The organism is Streptomyces sp. NPDC047117 (assembly GCF_040643545.1).
GTDB lineage: Bacteria > Actinomycetota > Actinomycetes > Streptomycetales > Streptomycetaceae > Streptomyces.
The window spans coordinates 88,303-113,764 of record NZ_JBEYUN010000008.1 but is presented as its reverse complement, the minus strand read 5'-3'; the positions used below and the strand labels follow the sequence as shown (position 1 = coordinate 113,764).

25 protein-coding genes are annotated in these 25,462 nt (G+C 70.7%); 17 read left to right on the top strand and 8 right to left on the bottom strand.

The window, feature by feature from the left end:
- Positions 1 to 4: 4 nt before the first annotated feature.
- Positions 5 to 1,123, bottom strand: a complete 1,119-nt coding sequence (gene tal, locus ABZ840_RS17315; RefSeq protein WP_361560254.1) for a transaldolase — start codon at positions 1,121 to 1,123, stop codon at positions 5 to 7.
- Positions 1,124 to 1,157: 34 nt separating this feature from the next.
- Entirely contained in the window at positions 1,158 to 3,248 is a 2,091-nt protein-coding gene (gene tkt, locus ABZ840_RS17310; protein ID WP_361560251.1) for a transketolase, read from the bottom strand.
- A 442-nt stretch (positions 3,249 to 3,690) separates the two neighbouring features.
- Here tkt and ABZ840_RS17305 point away from each other — a divergent pair, with 442 nt between their 5' ends.
- A complete protein-coding gene (locus ABZ840_RS17305) occupies positions 3,691 to 4,656 on the top strand; it encodes a heme o synthase (RefSeq protein ID WP_361560248.1) in 966 nt (321 codons plus the stop codon).
- An 87-nt stretch (positions 4,657 to 4,743) separates the two neighbouring features.
- Positions 4,744 to 5,121: a hypothetical protein gene (locus ABZ840_RS17300; RefSeq protein ID WP_361560245.1), complete on the top strand. Its 378-nt coding sequence runs from the start codon at positions 4,744 to 4,746 to the stop codon at positions 5,119 to 5,121.
- 117 nt (positions 5,122 to 5,238) lie between these two features.
- Here ABZ840_RS17300 and ABZ840_RS17295 read toward each other — a convergent pair whose 3' ends face one another.
- The 3 genes from ABZ840_RS17295 to ABZ840_RS17285 form a co-directional block, all read right to left on the bottom strand.
- Positions 5,239 to 6,228: a COX15/CtaA family protein gene (locus ABZ840_RS17295; protein ID WP_361560242.1), complete on the bottom strand. Its 990-nt coding sequence runs from the start codon at positions 6,226 to 6,228 to the stop codon at positions 5,239 to 5,241.
- 84 nt (positions 6,229 to 6,312) lie between these two features.
- The gene (locus ABZ840_RS17290) at positions 6,313 to 7,092 is read right to left on the bottom strand and encodes an ABC transporter permease (RefSeq protein ID WP_361560239.1); all 780 of its coding nucleotides are present in this window, start codon (positions 7,090 to 7,092) and stop codon (positions 6,313 to 6,315) included.
- Positions 7,093 to 7,180: 88 nt separating this feature from the next.
- Positions 7,181 to 8,143 carry an ABC transporter ATP-binding protein gene (locus tag ABZ840_RS17285; RefSeq protein ID WP_361560236.1) on the bottom strand — a complete coding sequence of 321 codons (963 nt, stop codon included), beginning with the start codon at positions 8,141 to 8,143 and terminating at the stop codon, positions 7,181 to 7,183.
- Between the two features lie 218 nt (positions 8,144 to 8,361).
- Here ABZ840_RS17285 and ABZ840_RS17280 point away from each other — a divergent pair, with 218 nt between their 5' ends.
- The 13 genes from ABZ840_RS17280 to ABZ840_RS17220 all read left to right on the top strand — a co-directional run bounded on the left by ABZ840_RS17280 (position 8,362) and on the right by ABZ840_RS17220 (position 18,406).
- Positions 8,362 to 9,171: a helix-turn-helix domain-containing protein gene (locus tag ABZ840_RS17280; RefSeq protein ID WP_361560233.1), complete on the top strand. Its 810-nt coding sequence runs from the start codon at positions 8,362 to 8,364 to the stop codon at positions 9,169 to 9,171.
- On the top strand, positions 9,168 to 10,589 hold the full coding sequence (gene sufB / locus ABZ840_RS17275) for a Fe-S cluster assembly protein SufB (protein WP_052868335.1): 1,422 nt from the start codon (positions 9,168 to 9,170) through the stop codon (positions 10,587 to 10,589). The genes ABZ840_RS17280 and sufB overlap by 4 nt, the downstream gene beginning before the upstream one ends.
- Before the next feature lie 85 nt (positions 10,590 to 10,674).
- Positions 10,675 to 11,856 (top strand): Fe-S cluster assembly protein SufD, encoded by a 1,182-nt coding sequence (gene sufD / locus ABZ840_RS17270; RefSeq protein WP_361560229.1) that lies wholly within the window; start codon positions 10,675 to 10,677, stop codon positions 11,854 to 11,856.
- On the top strand, positions 11,853 to 12,176 hold the full coding sequence (locus tag ABZ840_RS17265) for a non-heme iron oxygenase ferredoxin subunit (RefSeq protein ID WP_361560226.1): 324 nt from the start codon (positions 11,853 to 11,855) through the stop codon (positions 12,174 to 12,176). Before sufD ends, ABZ840_RS17265 begins: the two co-directional genes overlap by 4 nt.
- 7 nt (positions 12,177 to 12,183) lie before the next feature.
- Entirely contained in the window at positions 12,184 to 12,948 is a 765-nt protein-coding gene (gene sufC / locus ABZ840_RS17260) for a Fe-S cluster assembly ATPase SufC (RefSeq protein ID WP_361560223.1), read from the top strand.
- Entirely contained in the window at positions 12,945 to 14,201 is a 1,257-nt protein-coding gene (locus ABZ840_RS17255) for a cysteine desulfurase (protein ID WP_361560220.1), read from the top strand. Before sufC ends, ABZ840_RS17255 begins: the two co-directional genes overlap by 4 nt.
- A 20-nt stretch (positions 14,202 to 14,221) precedes the next feature.
- Entirely contained in the window at positions 14,222 to 14,680 is a 459-nt protein-coding gene (gene sufU / locus ABZ840_RS17250; RefSeq protein WP_361560217.1) for a Fe-S cluster assembly sulfur transfer protein SufU, read from the top strand.
- Positions 14,677 to 15,039, top strand: coding sequence for a metal-sulfur cluster assembly factor (locus tag ABZ840_RS17245; protein ID WP_361560214.1), 363 nt, complete (start codon positions 14,677 to 14,679; stop codon positions 15,037 to 15,039). The genes sufU and ABZ840_RS17245 overlap by 4 nt, the downstream gene beginning before the upstream one ends.
- A 55-nt stretch (positions 15,040 to 15,094) precedes the next feature.
- Complete coding sequence (locus ABZ840_RS17240) at positions 15,095 to 15,460, top strand: VOC family protein (RefSeq protein ID WP_361560211.1); 366 nt, start codon at positions 15,095 to 15,097, stop codon at positions 15,458 to 15,460.
- A gap of 73 nt (positions 15,461 to 15,533) precedes the next feature.
- Complete coding sequence (locus ABZ840_RS17235; protein WP_361560208.1) at positions 15,534 to 15,857, top strand: multidrug efflux SMR transporter; 324 nt, start codon at positions 15,534 to 15,536, stop codon at positions 15,855 to 15,857.
- A complete protein-coding gene (locus ABZ840_RS17230) occupies positions 15,857 to 16,432 on the top strand; it encodes a TetR family transcriptional regulator (RefSeq protein WP_361560205.1) in 576 nt (191 codons plus the stop codon). Before ABZ840_RS17235 ends, ABZ840_RS17230 begins: the two co-directional genes overlap by 1 nt.
- A 43-nt stretch (positions 16,433 to 16,475) precedes the next feature.
- Positions 16,476 to 17,462, top strand: coding sequence for a 2,3,4,5-tetrahydropyridine-2,6-dicarboxylate N-succinyltransferase (dapD, locus tag ABZ840_RS17225; RefSeq protein WP_361560202.1), 987 nt, complete (start codon positions 16,476 to 16,478; stop codon positions 17,460 to 17,462).
- A gap of 113 nt (positions 17,463 to 17,575) precedes the next feature.
- The gene (locus tag ABZ840_RS17220; protein WP_361560199.1) at positions 17,576 to 18,406 is read left to right on the top strand and encodes an EI24 domain-containing protein; all 831 of its coding nucleotides are present in this window, start codon (positions 17,576 to 17,578) and stop codon (positions 18,404 to 18,406) included.
- Here ABZ840_RS17220 and dapA read toward each other — a convergent pair.
- The gene (dapA, locus tag ABZ840_RS17215; RefSeq protein WP_361560196.1) at positions 18,360 to 19,256 is read right to left on the bottom strand and encodes a 4-hydroxy-tetrahydrodipicolinate synthase; all 897 of its coding nucleotides are present in this window, start codon (positions 19,254 to 19,256) and stop codon (positions 18,360 to 18,362) included. The genes ABZ840_RS17220 and dapA overlap by 47 nt on opposite strands.
- A 102-nt stretch (positions 19,257 to 19,358) precedes the next feature.
- Complete coding sequence (locus ABZ840_RS17210; protein ID WP_361560193.1) at positions 19,359 to 21,188, bottom strand: endonuclease/exonuclease/phosphatase family protein; 1,830 nt, start codon at positions 21,186 to 21,188, stop codon at positions 19,359 to 19,361.
- A 212-nt stretch (positions 21,189 to 21,400) separates the two neighbouring features.
- Here ABZ840_RS17210 and ABZ840_RS17205 point away from each other — a divergent pair, with 212 nt between their 5' ends.
- Positions 21,401 to 22,882, top strand: coding sequence for a hypothetical protein (locus tag ABZ840_RS17205; RefSeq protein ID WP_361560190.1), 1,482 nt, complete (start codon positions 21,401 to 21,403; stop codon positions 22,880 to 22,882).
- Positions 22,883 to 23,081: 199 nt separating this feature from the next.
- Positions 23,082 to 24,518 (top strand): alkaline phosphatase PhoX, encoded by a 1,437-nt coding sequence (locus ABZ840_RS17200; protein ID WP_361560891.1) that lies wholly within the window; start codon positions 23,082 to 23,084, stop codon positions 24,516 to 24,518.
- Positions 24,519 to 24,589: 71 nt separating this feature from the next.
- On the opposite strand, the gene ABZ840_RS17195 is transcribed toward ABZ840_RS17200, so the two are convergent.
- Positions 24,590 to 25,462, bottom strand: coding sequence for a methyltransferase domain-containing protein (locus ABZ840_RS17195; RefSeq protein WP_361560187.1), 873 nt, complete (start codon positions 25,460 to 25,462; stop codon positions 24,590 to 24,592).

The window sequence follows — 25,462 nt, the reverse complement described above, 5'->3', positions numbered from 1 at the left end:
AGTCTCAGCCCTCCGAAGGAGCGAGGCGCTTCAGCTCCGCCTCGGTCGACTTGAGCAGGTCTTCCCAGGACTTCTCGAACTTGTCGACGCCCTCGTCCTCCAGCACCTGCACGACGTCGTCGTACGAGACGCCGAACTTCGCGAGCGCGTCGATGTCGGCCTGCGCCTGCTCGTACCCGCCGCTCACGGTGTCACCCGTGATGTCGCCGTGGTCGGCGGTGGCCTCCAGGGTGGCCTCCGGCATGGTGTTGACCGTGTTCGGCGCGACCAGCTGCTCGACGTACAGCGTGTCCTTGAGCTCGGGGTCCTTCACACCGGTGGAGGCCCACAGCGGACGCTGCTTGTTGGCGCCGGCCTTCTCCAGGGCGGCCCAGCGGTCCGAGGAGAAGACCTCCTCGTACGCCTGGTACGCCAGGCGGGCGTTGGCGAGCGCCGCCTTGCCCTTGAGGGCCTTGGCCTCGTCGGAGCCGACGCCGTCCAGGCGCTTGTCGATCTCGGTGTCCACGCGGGACACGAAGAAGGACGCCACGGAGTGGATCTTGTCCAGCTCCAGCCCCAGCGACTTGGCCTTCTCCAGGCCGGCCAGGTAGGCGTCCATGACCTCGCGGTAGCGCTCCAGCGAGAAGATCAACGTGACGTTGACGCTGATGCCCTTGCCGATGACCTCGGTGATCGCGGGCAGGCCCGCCTTGGTCGCCGGGATCTTGATGAGCGTGTTCGGACGGTCCACCAGCCAGGCCAGCTGCTTGGCCTCGGCCACGGTCGCCTTGGTGTTGTGGGCCAGGCGCGGGTCGACCTCGATGGACACCCGGCCGTCCTGGCCGTCGGTGGCGTCGAAGACCGGGCGCAGGATGTCGGCCGCGTCCCGGACGTCCGCGGTGGTGATCATGCGGATGGCTTCCTCGACGGTGACCTTGCGGGCCGCGAGGTCGGAGACCTGCTGCTCGTAGCCCTCACCCGAGGAGATCGCCTTCTGGAAGATCGACGGGTTGGTGGTGACACCCACCACGTGGCTCTGGTCGATCAGCTCGGCGAGGTTGCCGGACGTGATGCGCTTGCGCGACAGGTCGTCCAGCCAGATCGCAACGCCTTCGTCGGAAAGGCGCTTGAGTGCGTCTGTCATGGGAATTGCATCTCCTACTTGTCGTCTATGGACGTCAGCGCGCGGCGGCGTCGATCGATTCCCGCGCGGCGGCGGCCACGTTCTCGGGCGTGAAGCCGAACTCGCGGAAGAGGACCTTGCCGTCGGCGGAGGCGCCGAAGTGCTCCAGCGACACGATGCGGCCGGCGTCGCCCACGTACTTGTGCCAGGTCAGGCCGATGCCGGCCTCGACGGCGACACGGGCCTTGACGGCCGGCGGCAGGACGGAGTCCTTGTACGCCTGGTCCTGCTCCTCGAACCACTCCACGCACGGCATCGAGACGACCCGGGTCGGGACGCCCGCGGCCTGGAGCTGCTCGCGCGCCTCGACCGCGAGGTGCACCTCGGAGCCGGTGGCGATCAGCACCGCCTGGGGCTCGCCGCCTTCGGCGTCGAACAGGACGTAGCCGCCCTTGGCCACACCCTCGGCGTTCGGCTCGTACGTCGGCACGCCCTGGCGGGTCAGCGCCAGACCGTGCGGGGCGCCCTTGCCGAACTCCTTGGTCCAGCGCTTGTTGATCTCGCCCCAGGCCAGCGCCGTCTCGTTGGCGTCGGCCGGCCGGACCACGTTCAGGCCCGGGATGGCGCGCAGCGAGGCCAGGTGCTCCACCGGCTGGTGGGTCGGGCCGTCCTCGCCCAGACCGATCGAGTCGTGCGTCCACACGTACGTGACCGGCAGGTGCATCAGGGCCGACAGGCGTACGGCGTTGCGCATGTAGTCGGAGAACACCAGGAAGGTGCCGCCGTAGATGCGGGTGTTGCCGTGCAGCGCGATGCCGTTCATCTCCGCGGCCATGGAGTGCTCACGGATACCGAAGTGGATCGTACGCCCGTACGGGTCCGCCTCCGGCAGCGGGTTGCCCACCGGCAGGAACGAGGAGTTCTTGTCGATGGTGGTGTTGTTCGAGCCCGCCAGGTCGGCGGAGCCGCCCCACAGCTCGGGGACGACGGCGCCCAGCGCCTGCAGGACCTTGCCGGAGGCGGCACGGGTGGCCACCGCCTTGCCGGTCTCGAAGACGGGCAGGTGCTGCTCCCAGCCCTCGGGCAGCTCACCGGCGCGGACGCGGTCGAACGTGGCGGCGTGCTCGGGGTTGGCGGTCCGCCACTCGCCGAACGCCTTCTCCCACTCGGCCTTCGCGTCACGGCCGCGGTCCAGCGCCGCACGGGTGTGCGCCAGGACCTCGTCGGAGACCTCGAAGTCCTTCTCGGGGTCGAAGCCCAGGACGCGCTTGGTGGCGGCGACCTCCTCGGCACCCAGCGCCGAGCCGTGCGCCGCCTCGGTGTTCTGGGCGTTGGGGGCCGGCCAGGCGATGATCGAGCGCATCGCGATGAAGGACGGACGGTCCGTCACGGCCTTGGCCGCCTCGATCGCCGCGTACAGCGCCTCGGGGTCCAGGTCGCCGTCGGCCTTGGGCTCCACGCGCTGGACGTGCCAGCCGTAGGCCTCGTAGCGCTTCTCGGTGTCCTCGGAGATCGCGGTCTCGGTGTCGCCCTCGATCGAGATGTGGTTGTCGTCCCACAGCAGGATCAGGTTGCCGAGCTTCTGGTGCCCGGCCATCGACGACGCCTCGCCGGAGATGCCCTCCTGGAGGCAGCCGTCACCGGCGATCGCGTAGATGTAGTGGTCGAACGGCGAGGTGCCGGCGGCCGCCTCCGGGTCGAACAGGCCACGCTCGTACCGGGCGGCCATCGCCATGCCCACTGCGTTGGCCACGCCCTGGCCCAGCGGGCCGGTGGTGGTCTCGACACCCGTGGTGTGGCCGTACTCCGGGTGGCCGGGGGTCTTCGAGCCCCAGGTGCGGAAGGCCTTGAGGTCGTCCAGCTCCAGGCCGAAGCCGGCCAGGTACAGCTGGATGTAGAGGGTCAGGGACGAGTGCCCCGCGGACAGCACGAACCGGTCGCGGCCGGTCCACTCCGCGTCGGCGGGGTCGTGCCGCATGACCTTCTGGAAAAGGGTGTAGGCGGCAGGAGCGAGGCTCATGGCCGTGCCCGGGTGGCCGTTACCGACCTTCTGCACGGCATCTGCTGCCAGAACGCGGACGGTATCGACGGCCCGCTGGTCCATTTCGGTCCACTCAAGACCTGTGGTGGTCGGCTTGGTGCTCACCCTGGGTCAGGGCTCCTCTCCACATGTCGAATGCCGGGGGTCGGAAATGCCCTCGGACGCTGTCGAGCCTACCTGCGCGGGAGGCGCAATTTTCCGCCGGAACCCCGGTCGGCGTCACCTGCAACACATGAGTTTTCCGCACCCCGAACGAGCGCCCGAATGAGCAGGTGAACGCCCAGGAGACAGGGGGTGTCGGCCCTGCTTTCAGAGTGCCGTCCGGTGCCCCCTTTCGCCCGCTGATCGTCCGCGTGTCCGGGCACTCGGCTGCCCTTCCTTCCGGTCGGGGCGGCGCCAACACGACCCCACCCCCGCGAAGATCGCGCTACCCGCAACGTCTAGAGTGGCGTGGTACGCGCAAGTCTTCACCGGGCCTTCATCGCCCGGCTGAGCTTGCTGGCCTTTCTCTCCGCGGTGAACGAGCCGCAGAAGTTACTTTCCAGGGGTGTGCGTGACGGCCGTCGAATCCCGTCCTGCGGGGGCGCTCTCTCGGAGCCCGGGGAATCCCGGTCCCGCGAACCGGCCGTTCGGGGCCCGGGTCATGGCATTCGTGGCACTGACCAAGCCGCGGATCATCGAGTTGCTGCTCATCACCACCGTGCCGGTGATGTTCCTTGCCGAACAGGGCGTGCCCGACCTGACGCTGGTGCTTCTCACCTGCGTCGGCGGGTACCTCTCCGCGGGCGGCGCCAACGCGCTGAACATGTACATCGACCGGGACATCGACGCGCTCATGGAGCGCACGTCGCAGCGTCCGCTGGTCACCGGCATGGTCAGCCCGCGCGAGTGCCTGGTCTTCGGCATCTCGCTCGCGGTCGTCTCCACGCTGCTTTTCGGACTGACCGTCAACTGGCTCTCGGCCTGGCTCTCGCTCGGCGCACTGCTGTTCTACGTGGTCGTCTACACGATGATCCTGAAGCGCCGTACCTCCCAGAACATCGTCTGGGGCGGCATCGCCGGCTGCCTGCCGGTCCTCATCGGCTGGTCCTCGGTGACCAACTCGATGTCGTGGGCGCCGGTCATCCTCTTCATGGTGATGTTCTTCTGGACGCCGCCGCACTACTGGCCGCTGTCCATGAAGGTGAAGGACGACTACGCCCGCGTCGGTGTGCCGATGCTCCCCGTCCTCGCCTCCAACAAGGTGGTCGCGCGGCAGATCGTGGCGTACAGCTGGGTGATGGTCGCCGTGTCGCTGCTGCTGCAGCCGCTGGGCTACACGGGCTGGTTCTACACGATCGTGGCCGTCCTGTGCGGTGCCTTCTGGCTGAAGGAGGCGCACGGCCTGCAGGCCCGCGCCAAGGCCGAGATCACCGGCGCCAAGCTCAAGGAGATGCGGCTCTTCCACTGGTCGATCACCTACGTGTCGCTGCTCTTCGTGGCGGTCGCGGTGGACCCGTTCCTGCGCTTCTGACCCTCGCACTCCCGTGGAGGCCGTGCGCCGGTGGCCGTGAGGCCGTTCGGCGGCGGCCTCTTCCACGTTCTATTACCGACGGGTAGCATGCGGCTCATGGCAGACACCACGCAGGCGGACGAGCAGCCGGACAAGCGCGACGAGCAGCTGGACAAGCGCTCCGAGAAGCAGGCCGCCAGGCTCGCCCGGGAGATGCAGGCCTTCGCCAAGAGCCACGGCGGCAGCGCCGAAGGCCAGCTGGCGCACATCGGCCGCGGCCGTACCCGCGTCGCTCTGGTCGGCGCCAACGGCGAGTGGGGCAACCTCGTGGCGCGCTCGCACGCGGCCGCCCAGAAGGCCGCGGAGCAGGCCGGGATCACCCTCCACGACGACTTCGACGGCGACCTGGCCGCCAAGGTGCGCACCGGCCGCTACGAGTGGTCGCGGATGGCGGGCATCCAGCTGGGCGGACCGTCGAACGACTGACCCGGTGCCGCGGGTCCTCGTACGCGGGGCCGCACTCGCCCGGAGCACGCAGAAGCCCGCCGGCCACGGTCATCGGACCGTGGCCGGCGGGCTTCGTCGTACGTGCGGGACGGGGCCTCAGGCCGCCGTGGTGGCCTTGGCGGCCTCGACCGGCTCCTGGTCCCCGGCGGGGGCCGGAACGGTCGGCAGCGGGCCGCGCTCGCGCAGCGAGAGGAAGACCCGCAGGACGCAGATCCACACCAGCGTGGAGCCGAACATGTGGATGCCGACGATCAGCTCCGGCAGGTGCAGGAAGTACTGGGCGTAGCCGATGACGCCCTGGAAGGCGAGGCAGGCGAAGAGCTCCAGGAGCATCCGGCGCGGCGCCGCGGGCGCCTTGACCGCACGGAGCGTGAACCACAGGGCGACGCTCAGGCCGACCACGATGTACACGAAGTCCACGTGCAGCTGGGTGATCTCCTGCCAGTCCAGCGGAATGCGGTGCACCTTGCGCGCGTCGCCCGCGTGCGGGCCGGCGCCGGTGACGACCGTGCCGATCAGGGTGAGCGCCGCGGTGGCCAGCACCAGCAGCCAGGAGAGCTGTCGGACCGGCCCGGCGACCAGGTCGCGCGGCTCGTCATCGCCCTCGGAAGCCCGCCGCCACGTGATCACCGCGACCGTGAGCAGCACGGTCGACACCAGGAAGTGTCCGCTGACGATGTACGGGTTCAGGCCGGTCAGCACGGTGATGCCGCCGACCACGGCGTTGCCCATGACGACCCAGAACTGGGCCCAGCCCAGGCGGGTGAGCGAGCGGCGCCGGGGGTGGCGGGCGCGGGCGGCGATGATGAAGAGGCCGACGACCGCGCACAGCACGTAGGTGAGCAGCCGGTTCCCGAACTCGATCAGGCCGTTGATGCCCATCTCGTGGGTCGGCGTCAGGCTGCCGGGAGTGCACTGGGGCCAGGTGGAGCAGCCCAGACCCGACTGGGTCAGCCGGACCGCGCCGCCGGTCACGACGATGACGACGGCCATGACGACCGTGGCGAGCGCGGCACGTCGCACGAAGGCCGCGGACGGCTGCCAGCGGCGGGCGATCTGCTCTAGGGGGTTCAGCGAATTCGGCACGGGCTCATCGTAGGCGGCGGCTTGTGCGTCTTTTCACGAGGGGTGCGAAACGGTGCGTACCTCGTACTCCGCGTGGCCCACGGGTCACTCCCAGCGGAAGAGCTTCGCCGCCGCGCCCAGCCCGAGCACCGTCCACACGGCCAGGATGCCGAGGTCGGCCAGGGGGAGCCCCGCGCCGCCCTGGAGGACGTCGCGCAGCCCGTCCGAGAGCGCCGAGATCGGCAGCAGCTGGAGCACGGACTGCACGGCGCCGGGGAACTTCTCCAGCGGCACGATGATGCCGCCGCCGACCAGCAGGAGCAGGAAGACCAGGTTGGCCGCGGCGAGCGTGGCCTCGGCCTTGAGCGTGCCGGCCATGAGCAGGCCGAGGCCGGAGAACGCCGCCGTGCCGAGGACCAGCAGCAGCACGACCCATACGGGGTTGCCGTGCGGGGACCAGCCGAGCGCGAAGGCGACCACGGTGAGCAGCACGATCTGGAGGACCTCCGTGACCAGCACGGAGCAGGTCTTGGCGGTCATCAGTCCCCAGCGGGGCAGCGGGGAGGCGCCGAGCCGCTTGAGCACGCCGTAGCGCCGCTCGAAGCCGGTGGCGATGGCCTGCCCGGTGAAGGCGGTGGACATCACGGCCAGCGCGAGGATGCCGGGGGCCAGGAAGTCCACGGACTTCCCCTTGCCCGTGTCGATGATGTCGACAGCGGAGAACAGCACCAGGAGGAGCGTCGGAATGATGACGGTGAGCAGCAGTTGCTCCCCGTTGCGCAGCAGCATCTTCGTTTCGAGGAGGGCCTGGGCGCGGATCATCCGGGGGAGGGGCGCGGCGCCCGGCTTCGGGGTGAAGACACCCTCGGCGGCGGTCGTGCTCATGCGCGCAGCTCCTTACCGGTCAGCTCCAGGCTGTGTCTTCCCGGGGGACGACCCCCGGACCCCCGGCCGAAGAAGGGACGGCCTTGCGTCATGCGCGCAGCTCCTTACCCGTGAGCTCCAGGAAAACGTCCTCCAGGGTGTGCCGCTCCACCGCTATGCGGTCCGGCATGACACCGTTCTGCGCGCACCAGGAGGTGACGGTGGCGAGCAGTTGCGGGTCGATCGTGCCGGTGACCCGGTACGCGCCGGGCGTCAGCTCGGCCGCAGCGGACTCCGCGGGCAGCGCCTTGAGGAGCGAGGCGAGGTCCAGGCCGGGCCGCCCGGTGAAGCGCAGCGTGTTCTCCGCGCCGCCCTTGCACAGCGTCTCGGGGCTGCCCTGGGCGATGACCTTGCCCCCGTCGATGATCGCGACGTCATCGGCGAGCTGCTCGGCCTCGTCCATGAAGTGGGTGGTCAGCACCACGCTGACGCCGTCCGTACGCAGCTCGCGCACGAGGTCCCACGTGGCGTGCCGGGCCTGCGGGTCCAGGCCCGCGGTCGGCTCGTCCAGGAAGACCAGCTCGGGGCGGCCCACGACGGCCATGGCGAGCGCCAGGCGCTGCTGCTGGCCGCCGGAGAGCCGCCGGTAGTTCGTACGGCCGCAGGAGCCCAGGCCCAGCCGCTCGATCAGGAGGTCGACGTCGACGGGGTGGGCGTGCAGCGAGGCGGTGTGCCGCAGCATCTCCTCGGCGCGGGCACCCGGGTACACGCCCCCGGACTGGAGCATCACGCCGATACGGGGGCGCAGCGCGGCGGCGTCGGCGACGGGGTCCAGGCCCAGGACGCGGACGGTGCCGGCGTCGGCCCGGCGGTAGCCCTCGCAGGTCTCGACCGTGGTGGTCTTTCCGGCGCCGTTCGGGCCGAGGACGGCGGTGATGCCGCCGCGGGCGACGGTGAGGTCGAGGCCGTCCACTGCGGTCTTGGTGCCGTACCGCTTGACCAGGCCCGTGACCTCGACGGCAGGCTCTCGCCCGTGGGTCCGGGGGGCGTCCCCCGGGGAGGTGCTGCGCATGACCGGCAGTCTACGAAGGGGCGCCCCGCCGCTCCCACGGGGGCTCCCGCGTCCCGTCGCGATGCGGCCTTGCACTTAGGCATACCTAAGTGATAGAGGCCACCACGCGAAGGCTCGGGCGAGGCTTGTCCTGGTCTGAAGAATTACGCAACAATGGCGTTGTGAAATACGCGAGCGAGGATCGACAGGAGCCCGCGGCCACCCCGGCCGCCGGGCCGGTGACCTCAGCTTCTGCGCAGGTCACCGGCCAGGAGGAAGCGCACGGCACGCGCAATCGCGTCGCCCGCTCCATCCTGGACCACGGCCCGTCCACCGCTGCCGAGCTGGCGCAGCGGCTGGAACTGACGCAGGCCGCCGTACGTCGCCATCTCGACGCCCTCGCGGCAGAGGGTGTCGTCGAGCCCCGCGAGAAGCGGGTGTACGGCACGCGTTCCCGGGGCCGCCCCGCCAAGGCCTTCGCGCTGACGGACTGCGGCCGGGACGCCTTCGACCAGGCGTACGACAGCCTGGCCTCCGACGCCCTGCGCTGGATCGCGCGGGCCGCGGGCGGCGGCGAGCGCGGCGAGGCCGCGGTCGCGGAGTTCGCCCGTGCCCGGCTGGAGGCGCAGGCGGAGGAGTACCGCACGGCGGTCGAGGCAGCGCCCCCCGAGGAGCGCACCACGGCCCTGGCGAAGGCATTGACCGCGGACGGGTACGCTGCTACGGCGCGCAGCGCCCCCCATCTGCAGCAAGGTGAACAGCTCTGCCAGCACCACTGTCCGGTCGCCCATGTGGCCGAGCAGTTCCCTCAGCTGTGCGAGGCGGAGACCGAGGTCTTCTCGCGCCTGCTCGGGACCCATGTGCAGCGTCTTGCCACCATCGCCCACGGCGACGGGGTCTGCACGACCTTCGTACCGAAGGCGACCGCCCAGGGCGCCCCCAAGGCCCAGGGTCCGCCGCGCACGCCGAAGGCCACCGGCAAGGCCGACCACCGCACCACTAAGACCACCACCGCATCTGCAAGTACGGCCGGGAGGAACCCCGCATGACGCTCCCTACGGAGACTGCTCACCCTGAGCTCGAGGGTCTGGGCAACTACGAATACGGCTGGGCCGACTCCGACGTCGCCGGCGCGTCCGCCAAGCGCGGCCTCTCCGAGGAGGTCGTCCGCGACATCTCGGCGAAGAAGAACGAGCCGGAGTGGATGCTCAAGCTTCGCCTCAAGGGCCTGAAGCTGTTCGACAAGAAGCCCATGCCGAACTGGGGCTCGGACCTCTCCGGCATCGACTTCGACAACATCAAGTACTTCGTGCGTTCCACGGAGCAGCAGGCCGCCAGCTGGGAGGACCTGCCCGAGGACATCAAGAACACGTACGACAAGCTCGGCATCCCGGAGGCGGAGAAGCAGCGCCTCGTCGCCGGTGTCGCCGCGCAGTACGAGTCCGAGGTCGTCTACCACCAGATCCGTGAGGACCTGGAGGAGCAGGGCGTCCTGTTCCTGGACACCGACACCGCGCTCAAGGAGCACCCGGAGCTCTTCAAGGAGTACTTCGGCACGGTGATCCCCGCGGGCGACAACAAGTTCGCCTCGCTGAACACCGCGGTGTGGTCCGGCGGCTCGTTCATCTACGTGCCCCCGGGCGTGCACGTCGACATCCCGCTGCAGGCCTACTTCCGGATCAACACCGAGAACATGGGTCAGTTCGAGCGGACGCTGATCATCGTCGACGAGGACGCCTACGTCCACTACGTCGAGGGCTGCACCGCGCCGATCTACAAGTCGGACTCGCTGCACTCCGCCGTCGTGGAGATCATCGTCAAGAAGGGCGGCCGCTGCCGCTACACGACGATCCAGAACTGGTCGAACAACGTCTACAACCTGGTCACCAAGCGTGCCGTGGCCTACGAGGGCGCGACCATGGAGTGGGTCGACGGCAACCTCGGCTCCAAGGTGACGATGAAGTACCCGGCCGTCTACCTGATGGGCGAGCACGCCAAGGGCGAGACCCTGTCCATCGCCTTCGCGGGCGAGGGCCAGCACCAGGACGCCGGCTCCAAGATGGTCCACATGGCGCCGAACACCTCCTCCAACATCGTCTCCAAGTCGGTGGCGCGAGGCGGCGGCCGGACCTCCTACCGCGGTCTGGTCGAGATCGGCGAGGGCGCCGCGGGCTCCAAGTCCAACGTGCTCTGCGACGCCCTGCTGGTGGACACCATCTCCCGCTCGGACACCTACCCCTACGTGGACGTCCGCGAGGACGACGTGTCCATGGGCCACGAGGCGACCGTCTCCAAGGTCAGCGACGACCAGCTCTTCTACCTGATGGCGCGCGGCCTCTCCGAGGACGAGGCCATGGCGATGATCGTGCGCGGCTTCGTCGAGCCGATCGCCCGCGAGCTGCCCATGGAGTACGCGCTGGAGCTCAACCGGCTGATCGAGCTGCAGATGGAGGGTTCGGTCGGCTGACCGACCGTCCCCGGGGGGCCGGGCAGCCCGGCCCCTCCCGTCCGCAGCAAACTTCTTGACCCAGAAAGTGAGCACTACGACAGCCATGGCTGAGGCTCAGAACATCCCCGCGGGTTACGCCACCACGGGCTCGATCGCGGTGGCCGCCGAGTCCACCGTCGCCACCCGGATGAGCGCCCCGCCGTCCTACGACGTGGCGGACTTCCCCGTGCCGCACGGCCGCGAGGAGGAGTGGCGCTTCACGCCGCTGGAGCGCCTCAAGGGCCTCCACGACGGCACCGCCACCGCCACCGGCGGCGTCTCGGTCGAGATCAACGCGCCGGAGGGCGTGACGGTCGAGACCGCGGACCGGGACGACGCGCGGGTCGGCAAGGCCGGCAAGCCCATCGACCGCGTCGCCGCGCAGGCCTACAGCTCCTTCGAGAAGGCCTCCGTGGTCTCCGTGCCCAAGGAGACCGTGCTCAGCGAGCCCATCCGCATCGCCGTCCACGGCGAGGGCGGGGTCGCCTACGGCCACCAGGTCATCGAGCTGGGAGCCTTCGCCGAGGCCGTCGTCGTCATCGACCACACCGGTGACGCCACCCTCGCCGCCAACGTCGACTACCTCCTCGGCGACGGCGCGAAGCTCACCGTCGTCTCCGTCCAGGACTGGGACGACACCGCGGTCCACGCCGGCCAGCACAACGCCCTGGTCGGCCGGGACGCCTCCTTCAAGTCCGTGGTCGTCACCTTCGGCGGCGACCTGGTCCGGCTGAACCCCCGCGTGACGTACGCCGCCCCCGGTGGCGAGGCCGAGTTCTACGGCCTGTACTTCACCGACAACGGCCAGCACCAGGAGCACCGCCTCTTCGTCGACCACGAGTCGCCCAACTGCCGCTCCAACGTCGTCTACAAGGGCGCCCTCCAGGGCGAGGACGCGCACGCCGTCTGGATCGGTGACGTGCTCATCCGCGCCGCGGCGACCGGCACGGACACCTACGAGCTCAACCGCAACCTCGTCCTCACCGACGGCGCGCGGGTGGACTCGGTGCCGAACCTGGAGATCGAGACCGGCGAGATCGTCGGCGCCGGCCACGCCTCGGCGACCGGCCGCTTCGACGACGAGCAGCTGTTCTACCTGATGGCGCGCGGCATCCCGGCCGAGGAAGCCCGCCGTCTGGTGGTCCGCGGCTTCTTCGCCGAGCTGGTCCAGCAGATCGGCCTGCCGGACGTCGAGGAGCGCCTCATCGCCAAGATCGATGAAGAGCTGGAGGCGTCCGTAGCATGACCGCCACCTTCGTACGAGCCTGTGGGCTGAGCGAGCTCGAAGACGACACGCCCAAGCGGGTCGAGCTCGACGGCACCCCTGTCTCGGTCGTCCGTACCGAGGGCGAGGTGTTCGCGATCAACGACATCTGCTCGCACGCGAACGTCTCCCTCTCGGAGGGCGAGGTGGAGGACTGCTCCATCGAATGCTGGCTGCACGGCTCCAGCTTCGACCTCCGCACCGGCAAGCCGTCCGGCCTTCCCGCGACGCAGCCCGTCCCCGTATACCCCGTAAAGATCGAAGGGGACGACGTGCTCGTCTCCGTCACCCAGGAGTCCTGAGTTCCCCATGGCAACGCTTGAGATTCACGACCTGCACGTCTCCGTCGAGGCCGAGAACGGCCCGCGCGAGATCCTGAAGGGCGTCGACCTGACCGTGAAGCAGGGCGAGACGCACGCCATCATGGGCCCCAACGGCTCCGGCAAGTCCACCCTCGCGTACTCGCTCGCGGGTCACCCCAAGTACACGATCACCGGCGGCACCGTCACCCTCGACGGCGAGGACGTCCTGGAGATGTCCGTCGACGAGCGCGCCCGTGCCGGCGTCTTCCTCGCCATGCAGTACCCGGTCGAGGTCCCCGGTGTCTCCGTCTCCAACTTCCTGCGCACCTCCGCCACCGCGATCCGCGGTGAGGCTCCCAAGCTGCGGACGTGGGTCAAGGAGGTCAAGGAGGCCATGGAGCGCCTCAACATGGACCCGGCGTTCGCCGAGCGCAACGTCAACGAGGGCTTCTCCGGCGGTGAGAAGAAGCGCCACGAGATCCTCCAGCTGGAGCTGCTCAAGCCGAAGATCGCGATCCTCGACGAGACCGACTCCGGCCTGGACGTCGACGCGCTGCGCATCGTCTCCGAGGGCGTGAACCGGGTCCGTGAGGGCGGTGAGGTCGGCACCCTGCTGATCACCCACTACACGCGGATCCTCCGTTACATCAAGCCCGACCACGTCCACGTCTTCGCCAACGGCCGGATCGCCGAGTCCGGTGGCCCGGAGCTGGCGGACAAGCTGGAGGCCGAGGGCTACGAGGCGTACGTGAAGGGTGGCGCAACCGCGTGACACAGCTGCCGGGCCTCCTCGACACAGAGGCGATCCGTAAGGACTTCCCCATCCTGGGGCGCGAGCTCCATGACGGGAAGAAGCTCGTCTACCTGGACAGCGCTGCGACCTCGCAGACGCCCAGCCAGGTCATCGACGTGCTGAGCGAGTACTACGAACGCTACAACGCCAATGTCCACCGCGGCGTGCACGTGCTCGCCGAGGAGGCCACGGCGCTGTACGAAGGCGCTCGCGACAAGGTCGCCGAGTTCATCAACGCACCGAGCCGCGACGAGGTGATCTTCACCAAGAACGCCTCGGAGTCGCTCAACCTCGTCGCGAACATGCTGGGCTGGGCCGACGAGCCCTACCGTGTGGACCACGAGACCGAGATCGTCATCACGGAGATGGAGCACCACTCCAACATCGTGCCGTGGCAGCTGCTCTCGCAGCGCACGGGCGCGAAGCTGAAGTGGTTCGGGCTGACCGAGGACGGCCGGCTCGACCTCTCCAACATCGACGAGATCATCACGGAGAAGACCAAGGTCGTCTCCCTGACCCTGGTCTCCAACCTCATGGGCACGGTCAACCCGGTCGAGACCATCGTCCGCAAGGCCCAGGAGGTCGGCGCGCTGGTCTGCTTCGACGCCTCGCAGGCCGCGCCGCACATGCCGCTGGACGTCCAGGCGCTCCAGGCCGACTTCGTGGCCTTCACCGGCCACAAGATGTGCGGCCCGACCGGCATCGGCGTGCTGTGGGGCCGTCAGGAGCTGCTGGAGGACCTGCCGCCGTTCCTCGGTGGCGGCGAGATGATCGAGACCGTCTCGATGAACTCCTCCACCTACGCCCCGGCGCCGCACAAGTTCGAGGCCGGTACGCCTCCGATCGCCCAGGCCGTCGGCCTCGGCGCGGCGGTGGACTACCTCAACTCCATCGGCATGGAGAACATCGCCGCGCACGAGCACGCGCTGACCGAGTACGCGGTCAAGCGGCTGCTGGAGGTCCCGGACCTGCGGATCATCGGCCCGACCACGGCCGAGGACCGGGGCGCGGCGATCTCCTTCACGCTCGGTGACATCCATCCGCACGACGTGGGGCAGGTGCTGGACGAGCAGGGCATCGCGGTCCGGGTGGGCCACCACTGCGCCCGTCCGGTCTGCCTGCGGTACGGAATTCCTGCGACGACACGAGCGTCGTTCTATCTGTACTCCACCCCGGCCGAGGTCGACGCTCTGGTCGACGGCCTGGAGCACGTCCGTAATTTCTTCGGATGAGGACGAGGACTGACTGACCCGTGAAGCTGGATTCCATGTACCAGGACGTCATCCTGGATCACTACAAGCACCCGCACGGCCGGGGCTTGCGGGACGGCGACGCCGAGGTGCATCACACCAACCCGACCTGCGGTGACGAGATCACCCTGCGCGTCCGGCTGGACGGCGCGACCATTGAGGACGTGTCGTACGAAGGCCAGGGCTGCTCCATCAGCCAGGCCTCCGCTTCCGTCCTCAATGAACTCCTGGTCGGCAAGGAGCTCGGCGAGGCGCAGAAGATCCAGGAGGCCTTCCTGGAGCTGATGCAGTCCAAGGGCCAGCTGGAGCCCGACGACGCCATGGAGGAGGTGCTGGAGGACGCCGTGGCGTTCGCCGGCGTCTCGAAGTACCCCGCCCGCGTCAAGTGCGCCCTCCTGAGCTGGATGGCGTGGAAGGACGCGACTGCCAAGGCCCTCTCCGAGGAGGCGAAGACCGCATGACCGAGAACGCAAGCGCCGCGGAGGCGCCGGCCGGGGCAGCCGCCCTGAAGCCGGCCACCGAGGAAGAGGTCCGCGAGGCCCTGTACGACGTCGTCGACCCCGAGCTGGGCATCGACGTGGTCAACCTCGGCCTGATCTACGGCATCCACATCGACGACGCCAACATCGCCACCATCGACATGACGCTCACCTCGGCGGCCTGCCCGCTGACCGACGTCATCGAGGACCAGGCGAAGTCCGCCACGGACGGCATCGTCAACGAGCTGAAGATCAACTGGGTCTGGATGCCGCCGTGGGGCCCCGACAAGATCACCGACGACGGCCGCGAGCAGCTGCGCGCGCTGGGGTTCAACGTCTGAGAACCACAGCCGTCATTGCGTGAGGAGGCCATGCCCGCCAGGCACACTGGCGGGCATGGCCTCTTCTCTGTACCAGATCGCCGTCGACGCCCATGACCTTCCGCGGATGGCCCGCTTCTGGGCCGACGTCCTGGACTGGCAGATCGTCTTCGAGGAGCCGGACGAGGTGATCATCGGGGCCACGGCGGAGGCGCTGCCGGGCATCGTCTTCCTCCCCGTTCCCGAGGCGAAGGCCGGCAAGAACCGTCTCCATCTCGACCTCACCCCGGACGACCAGGAGGCGGAGGTCGAGCGGATCCTCGGGCTCGGCGCCCGCCGGGTGGACGTCGGGCAGGGCGCGAACGTCACCTGGACCGTGCTCGCGGACCCGGAAGGCAACGAGTTCTGCGTCCTGCGGCCGAAGCGGACGCTGCTGGACTGAACCGGTGGGGACCGAACCGCTGCGGGCACCTCTTTGTGTACGGTCGTACGCATCGTTGTGTACGCTTGTACGTATGGCTTATCTGACGCTCGGCGCGGCGATACTGGTGGAGGTGCTCGCCACCACCGCGATGAAGTACAGCGAAGGGTTCACGAAGCTGTGGCCCTCGCTCGGCACCGCGGTGGGGTACCTCATCGCGTTCGTGCTGCTCGCGCAGACGCTGAAGACGATGAGCGTGGGCACCACGTACGCGATCTGGTCCGGGGCCGGGACCGCCGTGATCGCCGCCATCGGGATGCTGTTCCTCGGGGAGGCGGCCAACGCGGCACGGCTGATCGGCATCGCGCTGATCATCGGCGGCGTGGTCGTGCTGAATCTCGGTGGGGCGGCGCACTGATGCCCCGGCGCTACGACCCCGAGCGGCGGCAGCGGATCATCGACGCGGCGATCCGGGTGGCCGAGGAGCAGGGCATCGGGGCACTCACCCACCGCGTGGTGGCCCGCGCGGCGGACGTGCCGCTGGGCTCGACCACGTACCACTTCGCGTCGCTGGACGACCTGCTGGTGGCCGCGCTGCGGCAGGTCTGCGGCGAGGCGGGCACCACGGTCGAGGGCTGGACGGAGTACCTGGACCGGGACGAGCCGCTCGCCGACCGCATCGCCGACCTGCTCCGGGCGTACATGGACGACGAGCGGCACGGCCGCGTGCGGATGGAGTACGAGCTGTACCTGGCGGCGCTGCGGCGGCCCGTCCTGAGCCCGGTGGCCGCCGAGTGGCTGGACAGCACGCTGGACGTGCTCGGCCGGTACACCGACCCCGGCACCGCCCGTACGCTCAGCGCACTCATCGACGGCATGCTCCTGCAGCTGCTGCTCACCGGCCGGCCGTTCGACCGGGCCGCGGTGCGGGCCGAGCTGGCCCGGGTGACCGGGGAGCAGCCCGCGGAGCGTCCTCGCACGTCTGACGGCTGAGACCGGTTCGCCAGGCCGGGGCCGCGCCGGTTAGGTTTTCCGCATGACCGAAGCAGCAGCCTCCCGTACCACCGGCGCCGTCGCCGCCGGACTCGCCACCGTCACCACCGACGGCACCGTCCTGGACACCTGGTTCCCGGCGCCCGAGCTCGTCGCCGAGCCCGGCCCGGCCGGCACCGAGCGGCTCAGCGCCGAGCGCGCCGCCGAACTCCTCGGCGACGCCGCGCCCAAGGCGCTCGGCGCCGACGCCCGCCGCGGCGTGGAGATCGTGGCCGTCCGTACGGTCATCGCCTCCCTGGACGACAAGCCGCTGGACGCGCACGACGGTTACCTCCGTCTGCACCTGCTCAGCCACCGTCTGGTGCAGCCCAACGGGCAGAACCTCGACGGCCTGTTCGGCCTGCTCGCCAACGTCGCCTGGACCTCGCTCGGCCCGGTGGCCGTGGACCGGCTGGAGACGGTGCGGCTGAACGCCCGCGCCGAGGGCCTGCACCTCGCCGTCTTCGGCGTGGACAAGTTCCCGCGGATGACCGACTACGTCGCCCCGTCCGGCGTCCGCATCGCCGACGCCGACCGGGTCCGCCTCGGCGCGCACCTCGCGGCCGGCACCACCGTCATGCACGAGGGCTTCGTCAACTTCAACGCCGGCACGCTGGGCACCTCCATGGTCGAGGGCCGCATCAGCCAGGGCGTCGTCGTCGGCGACGGCTCCGACATCGGCGGCGGCGCGTCCACCATGGGCACCCTCTCCGGCGGCGGCAAGGAGCGCATCCGCATCGGCGAGCGCAGCCTGGTCGGCGCCGAGGCCGGTGTCGGCATCGCGCTGGGCAACGAGTGCGTGGTGGAGGCGGGGCTCTACATCACCGCCGGTACCCGCGTGACGATGCCCGACGGGCAGATCGTCAAGGCCGCCGAGCTGTCCGGCGCCGACAACATCCTCTTCCGCCGCAACTCCACCACCGGTGTGGTGGAGGCCCGCCCGAACAACGCGGAGTGGGGCGGCCTGAACGACGTGCTGCACCACAACTGAGCCGCACGTCCACGGCACCGCCGAACGGCCCGTGCGCCCCGGATTCCGTCCGGGGTGCACGGGCCGTCCCCGTACGGCTGGGACGTGCCGCGCTGCCCCGATAGGGTGACCGTATGCGTGATCTTGTGGCGGGGCTGGGTTACTGGGGCAAGGGGCAGCGCTGGGTCGCGCGGCACGGCCGGTGGTGGGGGTTCGGGCTGCTGCCCGCGCTGGTCACCCTCGTGCTGTACGCGGTCGCGCTGACCGTCTTCTTCTTCTGGGCGGACAACATCGCGGCCTGGGCGACACCGTTCGCCGACGGCTGGGGCTCGCCCTGGCAGGGGCTGCTGCGGGGGCTGTTCGTCGCGCTGCTCGTCGCGGGCGGCCTGCTGCTGTCCGTCCTCACCTTCACCGCCGTCACGCTGGTGATCGGCGACCCGTTCTACGAGTCGCTGTCGGAGAAGGTGGAGGAGTCCGAGGGGGAGTGCCCGGAGGGCCCGGACCTGTCGCTGTGGCGGGAGGTGTGGATCGCGGTCAAGGACAGCGTGTACGTCCTGCTGCGCGCCGCCGGATTCGGACTGCTCTTCTTCGTCCTCGGCTTCGTGCCGGTCATCGGCCAGACCGTGATCCCGGCCATCGGCTTCTGCGTCTCCGGCTTCTTCCTCACCGTCGAGCTGACCTCCGTCGCCCTGCAGCGCCGCGGCGTCCCCGTACGGGAGCGGATGCGCCTGCTGCGCGGCCGCAAGGCGCTCGCCGTCGGCTTCGGCACCCCGCTCGTCCTGCTCTTCCTCGTCCCGTTCATCGCCGTCGTCCTGATGCCGGGCGCGGTCGCGGGCGCGACGCTGCTGGTACGGGATCTCGTGTCGGACGCGCCGGACGGGACGGATGCGGCGGCCCCGGGCCAGGACGGGTACGGGGCTACCGCTCCCGGACCGCTCGCAGGACCTCCGCCGGCTGCGCGGTGAGTGCGGGGCCCGTGGGCAGCAGGGGTGGCCGGGGCGGGCCGCCGGGGAGGCCGAGCGTGGCCAGCAGGGCCTTGGCGGTGACCGTGCCGGGCGTCTCGGTGGCCATCATCGCCTCGATGAGCGGTACGAGGCGCAGGTGGCGGCGGGTGGCCCCGGCGGTGTCGCCCGCGTCGAAGGCGTCGAGGACGGCGCGTACCTCGCGCGGCGCGACGTTGGCGACGGTGCTGACGCAGCCGGCGCCGCCGAGGGCGCGCAGCGGGAGGCTCTGCTCGTCGCAGCCCGCGTAGTAGGCGAGGTCCGTCGTGGCCAGCAGCCTCGCGGACTTCATGAGGTCGTAGGCGCAGTCCTTCACGCCCGCGATCCGGGGGTGCTCGGCCAGCCGCTGGAGGGTGTCGGCGGTGAGCGCGGTGCCGGTACGCCCGGGGACGTCGTAGAGCAGTACGGGCAGTCCGGTGGCGTCGGCGACGGTACGCAGATGGTGGGCGACTGCTTCCTGCGTCGGGCGTGAGGAGTACGGCGTGACGGCGAGGAGCCCGTGCGCGCCGGCCTTTTCGGCCCTGCGGGCCGGCTCGACGCTGTGCCGGGTGTCGCTGGTGCCGATGCCCGCGGTGATCCGGGCCCGGTCGCCGACGGCCTCCACCACGGCCCGGATCAGGTCCTCCTTCTCGGCGTCGGTGGTGGTCGGGGACTCCCCGGTGGTGCCGCTGAGGACGAACGCGTCGCAGCCCTCGTCGGCCGGCCGGACGGCCAGCCGCTGGGCGCCGTCCGTGTCGAGGGCGTGGTCGGCGGTGAACGGGGTGATCATCGCTGCCGCGACGCGGCCGAAGGGCGAGGGGGCCACAGGGCTCATGCACGGCAGTGTGGCCCCCGCCATTTCAGGTCTACTTAGTTGTACTGGCGCAGCCGTTAAGCGTTGCTACGCGCCGCCCCCGACGGCGCCGCAAGGTGGCCGCTACGGCTTCACGCGCAGCACCTGCGGGTCGTGGTCGCTGGCCTGGTCGGCGAACTCGGCGTTGAGGTGGACGATGTCGTAGTCGGCGCGGGCCAGGGCCGGGCTGGTGAGCATGTGGTCCAGGGCCTGGGAATTGCCGTTGTAGACGTAGCCGTAGCGCTCGGCCTTCGGGAGCCGGTTCACCCGGTCGGTGAGGACGCCGCCCGCGGTGAGCTTCTTGAGCGCCGGGGAGAACTGGTAGTCGTTCAGGTCGCCCGCGACGATCACGGCCGCCTTCGGGTCGGCGGCGAGGACGTCCGTCACGAAGCCGTGCACGGCCTCGGCCTGCGCGGTGCGCTGGGTCTCGGACGTGCGTGCCGGGGGCTGGAAGCGGCTGTCCAGGCCCTGGTCGCCGCCCTTGGAGTTGAAGTGGTTGGCGACCACGAAGACCGGCTTGCCGCGGAAGGAGAACTGGCCCGCGAGCGGCTTGCGGCTGTCCTTCCACGCCGCGTTGCCCGGGTCGATACGGCCGGGGGAGACGGAGAGGGCTGCGCGGCCGTCCTTCTTCTCGACCTTCACCGGGGTCGTCGCGTCGCCGCCGGGGATGTCGGTGAAGGAGACCCGGTCGGGGTTGTAGAGGAAGGCGACGCGGATGTTGCCGCCCGGCTGGCCGCCGTCCTGGTCGTCGGCCGGGTCGATCTGCGCCCACTTGTACGCCGGGCCGCCGGCCTTCGCGACGGCGTCGGTGAGCTTCTTGAGCGTGGCGCCCGCCGACACCACCCCGTCGTTCGTCGCCCCGTTGTCGTCCTGGACCTCCTCCAGGGCGACGACGTCGGGCGAGGCGAGGTTCTTCACCAGCGCCTCGGCCAGCCGGTCGAACTTGGCCTGCGCGGTCTTCGGCGAGAGGTTCTCGACGTTGTACGTGGCCACCGACAGCTCGTCCGCCGACTGCTTGCGGGTCGTCTCGCGCTTCGGCCCGTGATCGGAGAGCGCGCCCAGGTCGGTGGCCTCGATCGTGTAGCCGCCGAAGTTGTCGTAGTCCAGCGGCCCGGCCGTGGTGCCCTTCAGCGCGTCACCGACGTCCGCCACGGGGAAGGGCCGCTCGGCGAACGGGATCAGCGAGGTGACCTTCAGCCGGCCCGCGTTCGGATCGGCGTACGAGCTGTAGAGCGTGCCGCCGCGCGCGGTGCGCTGATGCTTGGGCTCGGCCGTGACCCACAGCTCGTGGTACGAGGTTGTGGGGCCGACGACCGGCGCGTCGGAGACGGCGACCCGCATGCCCTCCAGCGACTCGTAGCGGTCCAGCGCGTAGGAGCCGGGCCGCAGCTTCAGCGGCTCGATGTCCTTGCCGCCGTGGTCCGGGGCGTATCGATTCGGCACGGACGAAGGGGTCAGCCGGAACGCCGCGGGGAGACGATTCTTCGCCGAGGTCACCGTCCACTTCGCGCCAGTGATCTCGGTGACGGACTGGAGCCCCGCGTCCTTGCCGCCGGGGTAGTACTCGCTGACCGTGCCGGCCACCTCCACCGCGTCGCCCACGGCGACGTCCGGAGTCTCCTTGCCGGTGAAGACGAAGATCGCCTCGCTGGTGGCGGCATCGCGGTCCGGGCGCGGGTCCTGCAGCCAGAAACCGCGTGCAGAGCCGAAGGACCGTACGGCGGTGACCACGCCCGGCACGCCCGTGACCTGCTTCCCGGCCAGCGGGGATATGCGAGTGGAGCCCTGGATGTCGTGGATCCTGGCGTCGGCGGCCGAGGCGGACTGCGGGACCGCGAGCAGCCCTGCGGCGAGGGCGGCGGCGGCCGCCGCCGAGAGCGTGAGCGGCCTGCGGAGCGTACGGCGGGACGGCATGGTGGCCTCCGGGAGCGTGGGGAAACGAGGGAGGAACGACGTATCGGAGGACGGTCCGCTACGCGCGTCAATCTCTTGTGTGCGCACGGAAGTTGTCAAGGCTCGTCGGGTGGACACCGGCGGACGGGGCGGTGAACCGCCCGGGATGGTCACGATTCCGTCTACGCTGGGCGGCGCACCAGCTGTAGTCCGCCCGAGGAGCTGAACCGTAGATGTCCGACGAGCGCCCCACCCTTCCCCCGGTGCGGCTGCACCCCGAAGCGGAGCTGGCCAGGGACGCACTGAGCGCGCCCCTCTTCGCCCGGGCGGCGAAGCTCGCCCGCTGGGCCGAGCGCGAGGTACCGGTCGGCGTCGGCGGTGACCTCCTCGACGAGCAGCTCGCCGAGGCCGCGGCCCACCTCGGCCTGGCCGTCGACGAGGACGGCACCGGCTACGCCGCCGAGGCCTGGCAGCTGGCCGTGGACACCGGCCTGGTCGAGATCGAGGAGCAGGCCGGCGAGGACGAGGACCTGCCCGACGGCGCCCCGGCCGGCACCGCGGCGCCCGGCGAGGAGCTGCGCCTGCTGACCGGCGGCAGCCCGCAGGACGTGCTGGCGATCTGGCTCGGCGGCATGGAGACCGTGCTGGCCGACGCCGCCGCGCCGGACCTCGGCGACCTCGTCGAGCAGATCGCCGAGGGCGGCGAGCTGGACCTGGACTCCATCGACTGGAACCCGGAGGACGAGGCCGAGCTGCTGGACGGCATCCTCGGCAACCTCTACATGCTCTGTGCGCTGTCCGAGGACCCCGAGCAGAGCGTCCCGCTGCCTGCCCTCGCCGCCTCCATGATCGTCCCGGCCGACATGGACGAGCCCACCGACGACATCCTCGAAGAGGTCTCCGAGGCGATGATGCGCCTGGACGACCAGTTCCGGGTCCTGGAGCCGATCGGGCTGGTCGCGTACCAGCCGGTGGACGAGGCGCTCATCGAGGAGCTGGACGAGGAGGGCGAGACCGTCAGGTCCGCCGAGCCGCTGGAGGAGGAGGACGTCAGCCGGTACGGCATGGTCCGCCTCACCCCGCTGGGCATGTACGCGGTCCGCGCGCGGATGCTGGACGCGGGCGTCGAGGCGCCCGCCGTCGGCGACCTCGCCGACAAGGGTGCCGACGTGCTGCTCGCCGCCCTGCCCGGCTACCCGGAGAACCTCGCGCAGGCCGAGTCCGAGCAGTGGCTCGCGGCCCGCGACGCCCTCTCCGCGGCGCGCGACCTGCTCTCCGCCGCGCGCGGCGACGACGAGCGGGCGCCGCAGCGCCGGCTCGCCTGCCAGCAGACGCTGTCGCTGGTCGGCGCGGAGGCCGAGCCCGCGCTGCGCGAGGTGCTCGACGACCGGCAGCTGGGCGGGCTGGCCCGGGTGTGGCTGGCCGAGCACGGCGCGCCCGGCATCCCCGAGCCGTCCCAGGACATGATCTTCTGGCTCACGGTGGACACCCTCGCCGCGCAGCTGGGCACCGCCGACGAGGACACGGCCGAGCTGCGGGACCTGATCGAGGGACTCGTGGGCCAGCACGCGGGCTTCTTCGACGCGGTCTGGCGGGTGGACCACCCGGCGACCGCCGACGTCCTGGAGGCCATGGGCCGGCTCCACCCGGACAAGAAGGCGGCGAAGGAGGCCCGCAAGGCGGCCTTCAAGGCCCGCTCCAAGAAGGACGGCTAGCCACCGGTTCCCCGGCAGGAAAGGCCCGTCGCCCGTACTCACGTGCAGGGACGACGGGCCGTTTCCGTCCTCGCCACGGGGACGCAGCGCCGGGAAAAACGCTTCCTGGACGTCGTGCCCCGTTCAACTGGAATTCGGGCGGGCCCGCCAGCCTGGCGCGCGGAAGCAAGGAATGAATCCAGCCAGCCAGGAGATGACCATGCCCCTCACCCGCAGGGACTTCGCCAAGCGTGCGACGTACACCGGTGCCGGAGTGGCGCTCGCCGGCAGCGTCGGGGTGCTGGCCACGGCTCCCGGGGCCATCGGCGAGGAGGTCGGGCAGGCCGCCGGTGACGACGGGAAGCGGCAGCTCGGCTACGGTCCGCTGATCGCCGATCCGGAGGGCATCCTCGCGCTGCCCGCCGGCTTCAGCTACAAGATCATCACTCGTACCGGCGTGACCAAGCTGGAGAGCGGCGAGTACACGCCCGCCAAGCACGACGGCACGGCCACCTTCGAAGGCTCGCGGGGCGCGACCCTGCTCGTGAACAACCACGAGATCAAGGGGCCGCGCAGCAAAGCGGAGCACCCGGTGCCGCTCGCCGAGGGCCTGGTCTACGACCCGGCGGCGGCGGGCGGCTGCACCGTCGTGGAGGTCTCCAAGGACGGCGAGCACATCGGTGAGTGGGTCGGCGTCGCCGGCACCTCCACCAACTGCGCCGGCGGACGCACTCCCTGGGGCACCTGGCTGAGCGGCGAGGAGACCGAGGACAAGGCCGGCCAGAACGGCATGACCAAGGACCACGGTTACGTCTTCGAGGTCGACCCGCGCGACCACCGGACCGCCCGCGACCCCAGGCCGGTCAAGGCGTTCGGCCGCTACCCGCACGAGGCCGTCGTCGTCGACCCCAAGCGCGGCCACGTCTTCCTCACCGAGGACGCCGACAACCCCAACGGCCTGCTCTACCGCTGGACCCCGCCGCAGGGCTTCCGGCACGGCCGTGGGCAGCTGCGCGCCCTCGCCGACGACGCGGGCGTGCTCGCCGCGTTCAAGTGCTTCGACTCCGGCGGCCGGTTCGTCGACGACCTCTCCCGCGCCACCGAGCCCGGCACCGTGTACGGCGTGGACTGGGTCGAGGTGCCCGACCGGGACGCGCGCTCCACCTCGGTCCGCAAGCAGTTCAAGGACGGCGAGGTCACCCGCGCCCGCAAGCTGGAGGGCATGTGGTGGGCGGACGGCGGCGCGTACGTCGTGTCGTCCTATGCCCGTGAGGAGAGCCCGGTCCAGCACGACGGCCAGGTGTGGTTCTACAATCCCGCCCGCCGCACGCTGACCCTGAAGGTCCGCTTCGGCATCAACGCCGACCCCTCGAAGGAAGGCGCGCTGGACGGCCCGGACAACATCAGCGTCTCGCCCTACGGCGGGCTGATCATCGCCGAGGACGGCGAGGGCGTGCAGCACCTCTTCGGCGCCACCGAGGACGGCCGCACCTACGCGGTCGCGCGCAACGAGCTGAACATCGGCACCGCCGAGGAGCCGGAGTACAGCGAGTTCACCGGGCCGGTCTTCTCGCCCGACGGGCAGACGCTGTTCGCCAACATCCAGGACCCGGGGATCATGCTCGCGATCACCGGCCCCTGGCGGCGGCAGCGCTGACGGGTCACTGACGCGCCGCTGGACCGGCCGGATCGGGGGAACCGGCCGGTTTCAGGGGGAACCCGGCCGGATCAGGCAGGGTCCGGCCGGTCCGCGGTGAGCACGTAGTAGTCCAGCAGCCCCTTCTCGTACGCCGTCAGGAACCGGCGCGGCCACAGCTCGCGCAGCTCGGGCACCTGATCGAGGTACCGGTCGTACGCGGCCCACACCGACTCCCCGATCGCCCGGATCCGCACGTCCGACAGCCCGGCCGCCGCCAGCGCGGCGGCCACCTCGTCCGCCACGTGGGCGAGGTCGAGGCCGTCGGCGTAGGTGGGCAGCAGTCCGGGCAGCGCGCGGGCGGCCTCCCGGCCGGTGGCGAAGAACGTCGTCAGCGCCAGCCGGCCGCCCGCGCGCAGCACGCGCGCCGCCTCGCGCGCGAAGCCCGGCACGTCGGGGAAGTGCTGGGCCGCCTCGACCGAGAACAGACAGTCCACCGAGGCGTCCGGCAGCGGCATCCGCTGGGCCGCGCCGCGCCGGTAGTCCAGCCGGTCCGGGTGCGCGGCCCGCGCGTCGGCGTTCCGCCGCCGGGCCCGTTCGACCTGGTCGGGGTGGACGTCCAGGCCGACGACCGAGCCGAAGCCGTACTCGTTCAGCGCGAGGGCCGAGCCGAGGCCCAGCCCGCAGCCGACCTCGACGGCGTCCCGCCCCTCGGTACGGCCGAACTCGCGCAGCACCAGCCGGTACAGCGCCTGCTCCGTGGCGATCCGGTCGGCCTCGGTCAGCGGGCGGCCGGACGGCGCGTCCGCCCAGTAGCCGAAGTTGATGAACCCGCCGGCGAACGCGGGGACGGTACTGAGGTCGAACTCCCCGTAGATCTCGTCGACGGGGCCGGGGACGCGGCCGATGTGGGTGTCGGCGTCGGGCGTGGGGGAGTGGGGCGGGGGTGGCTGGACGGCGGACAT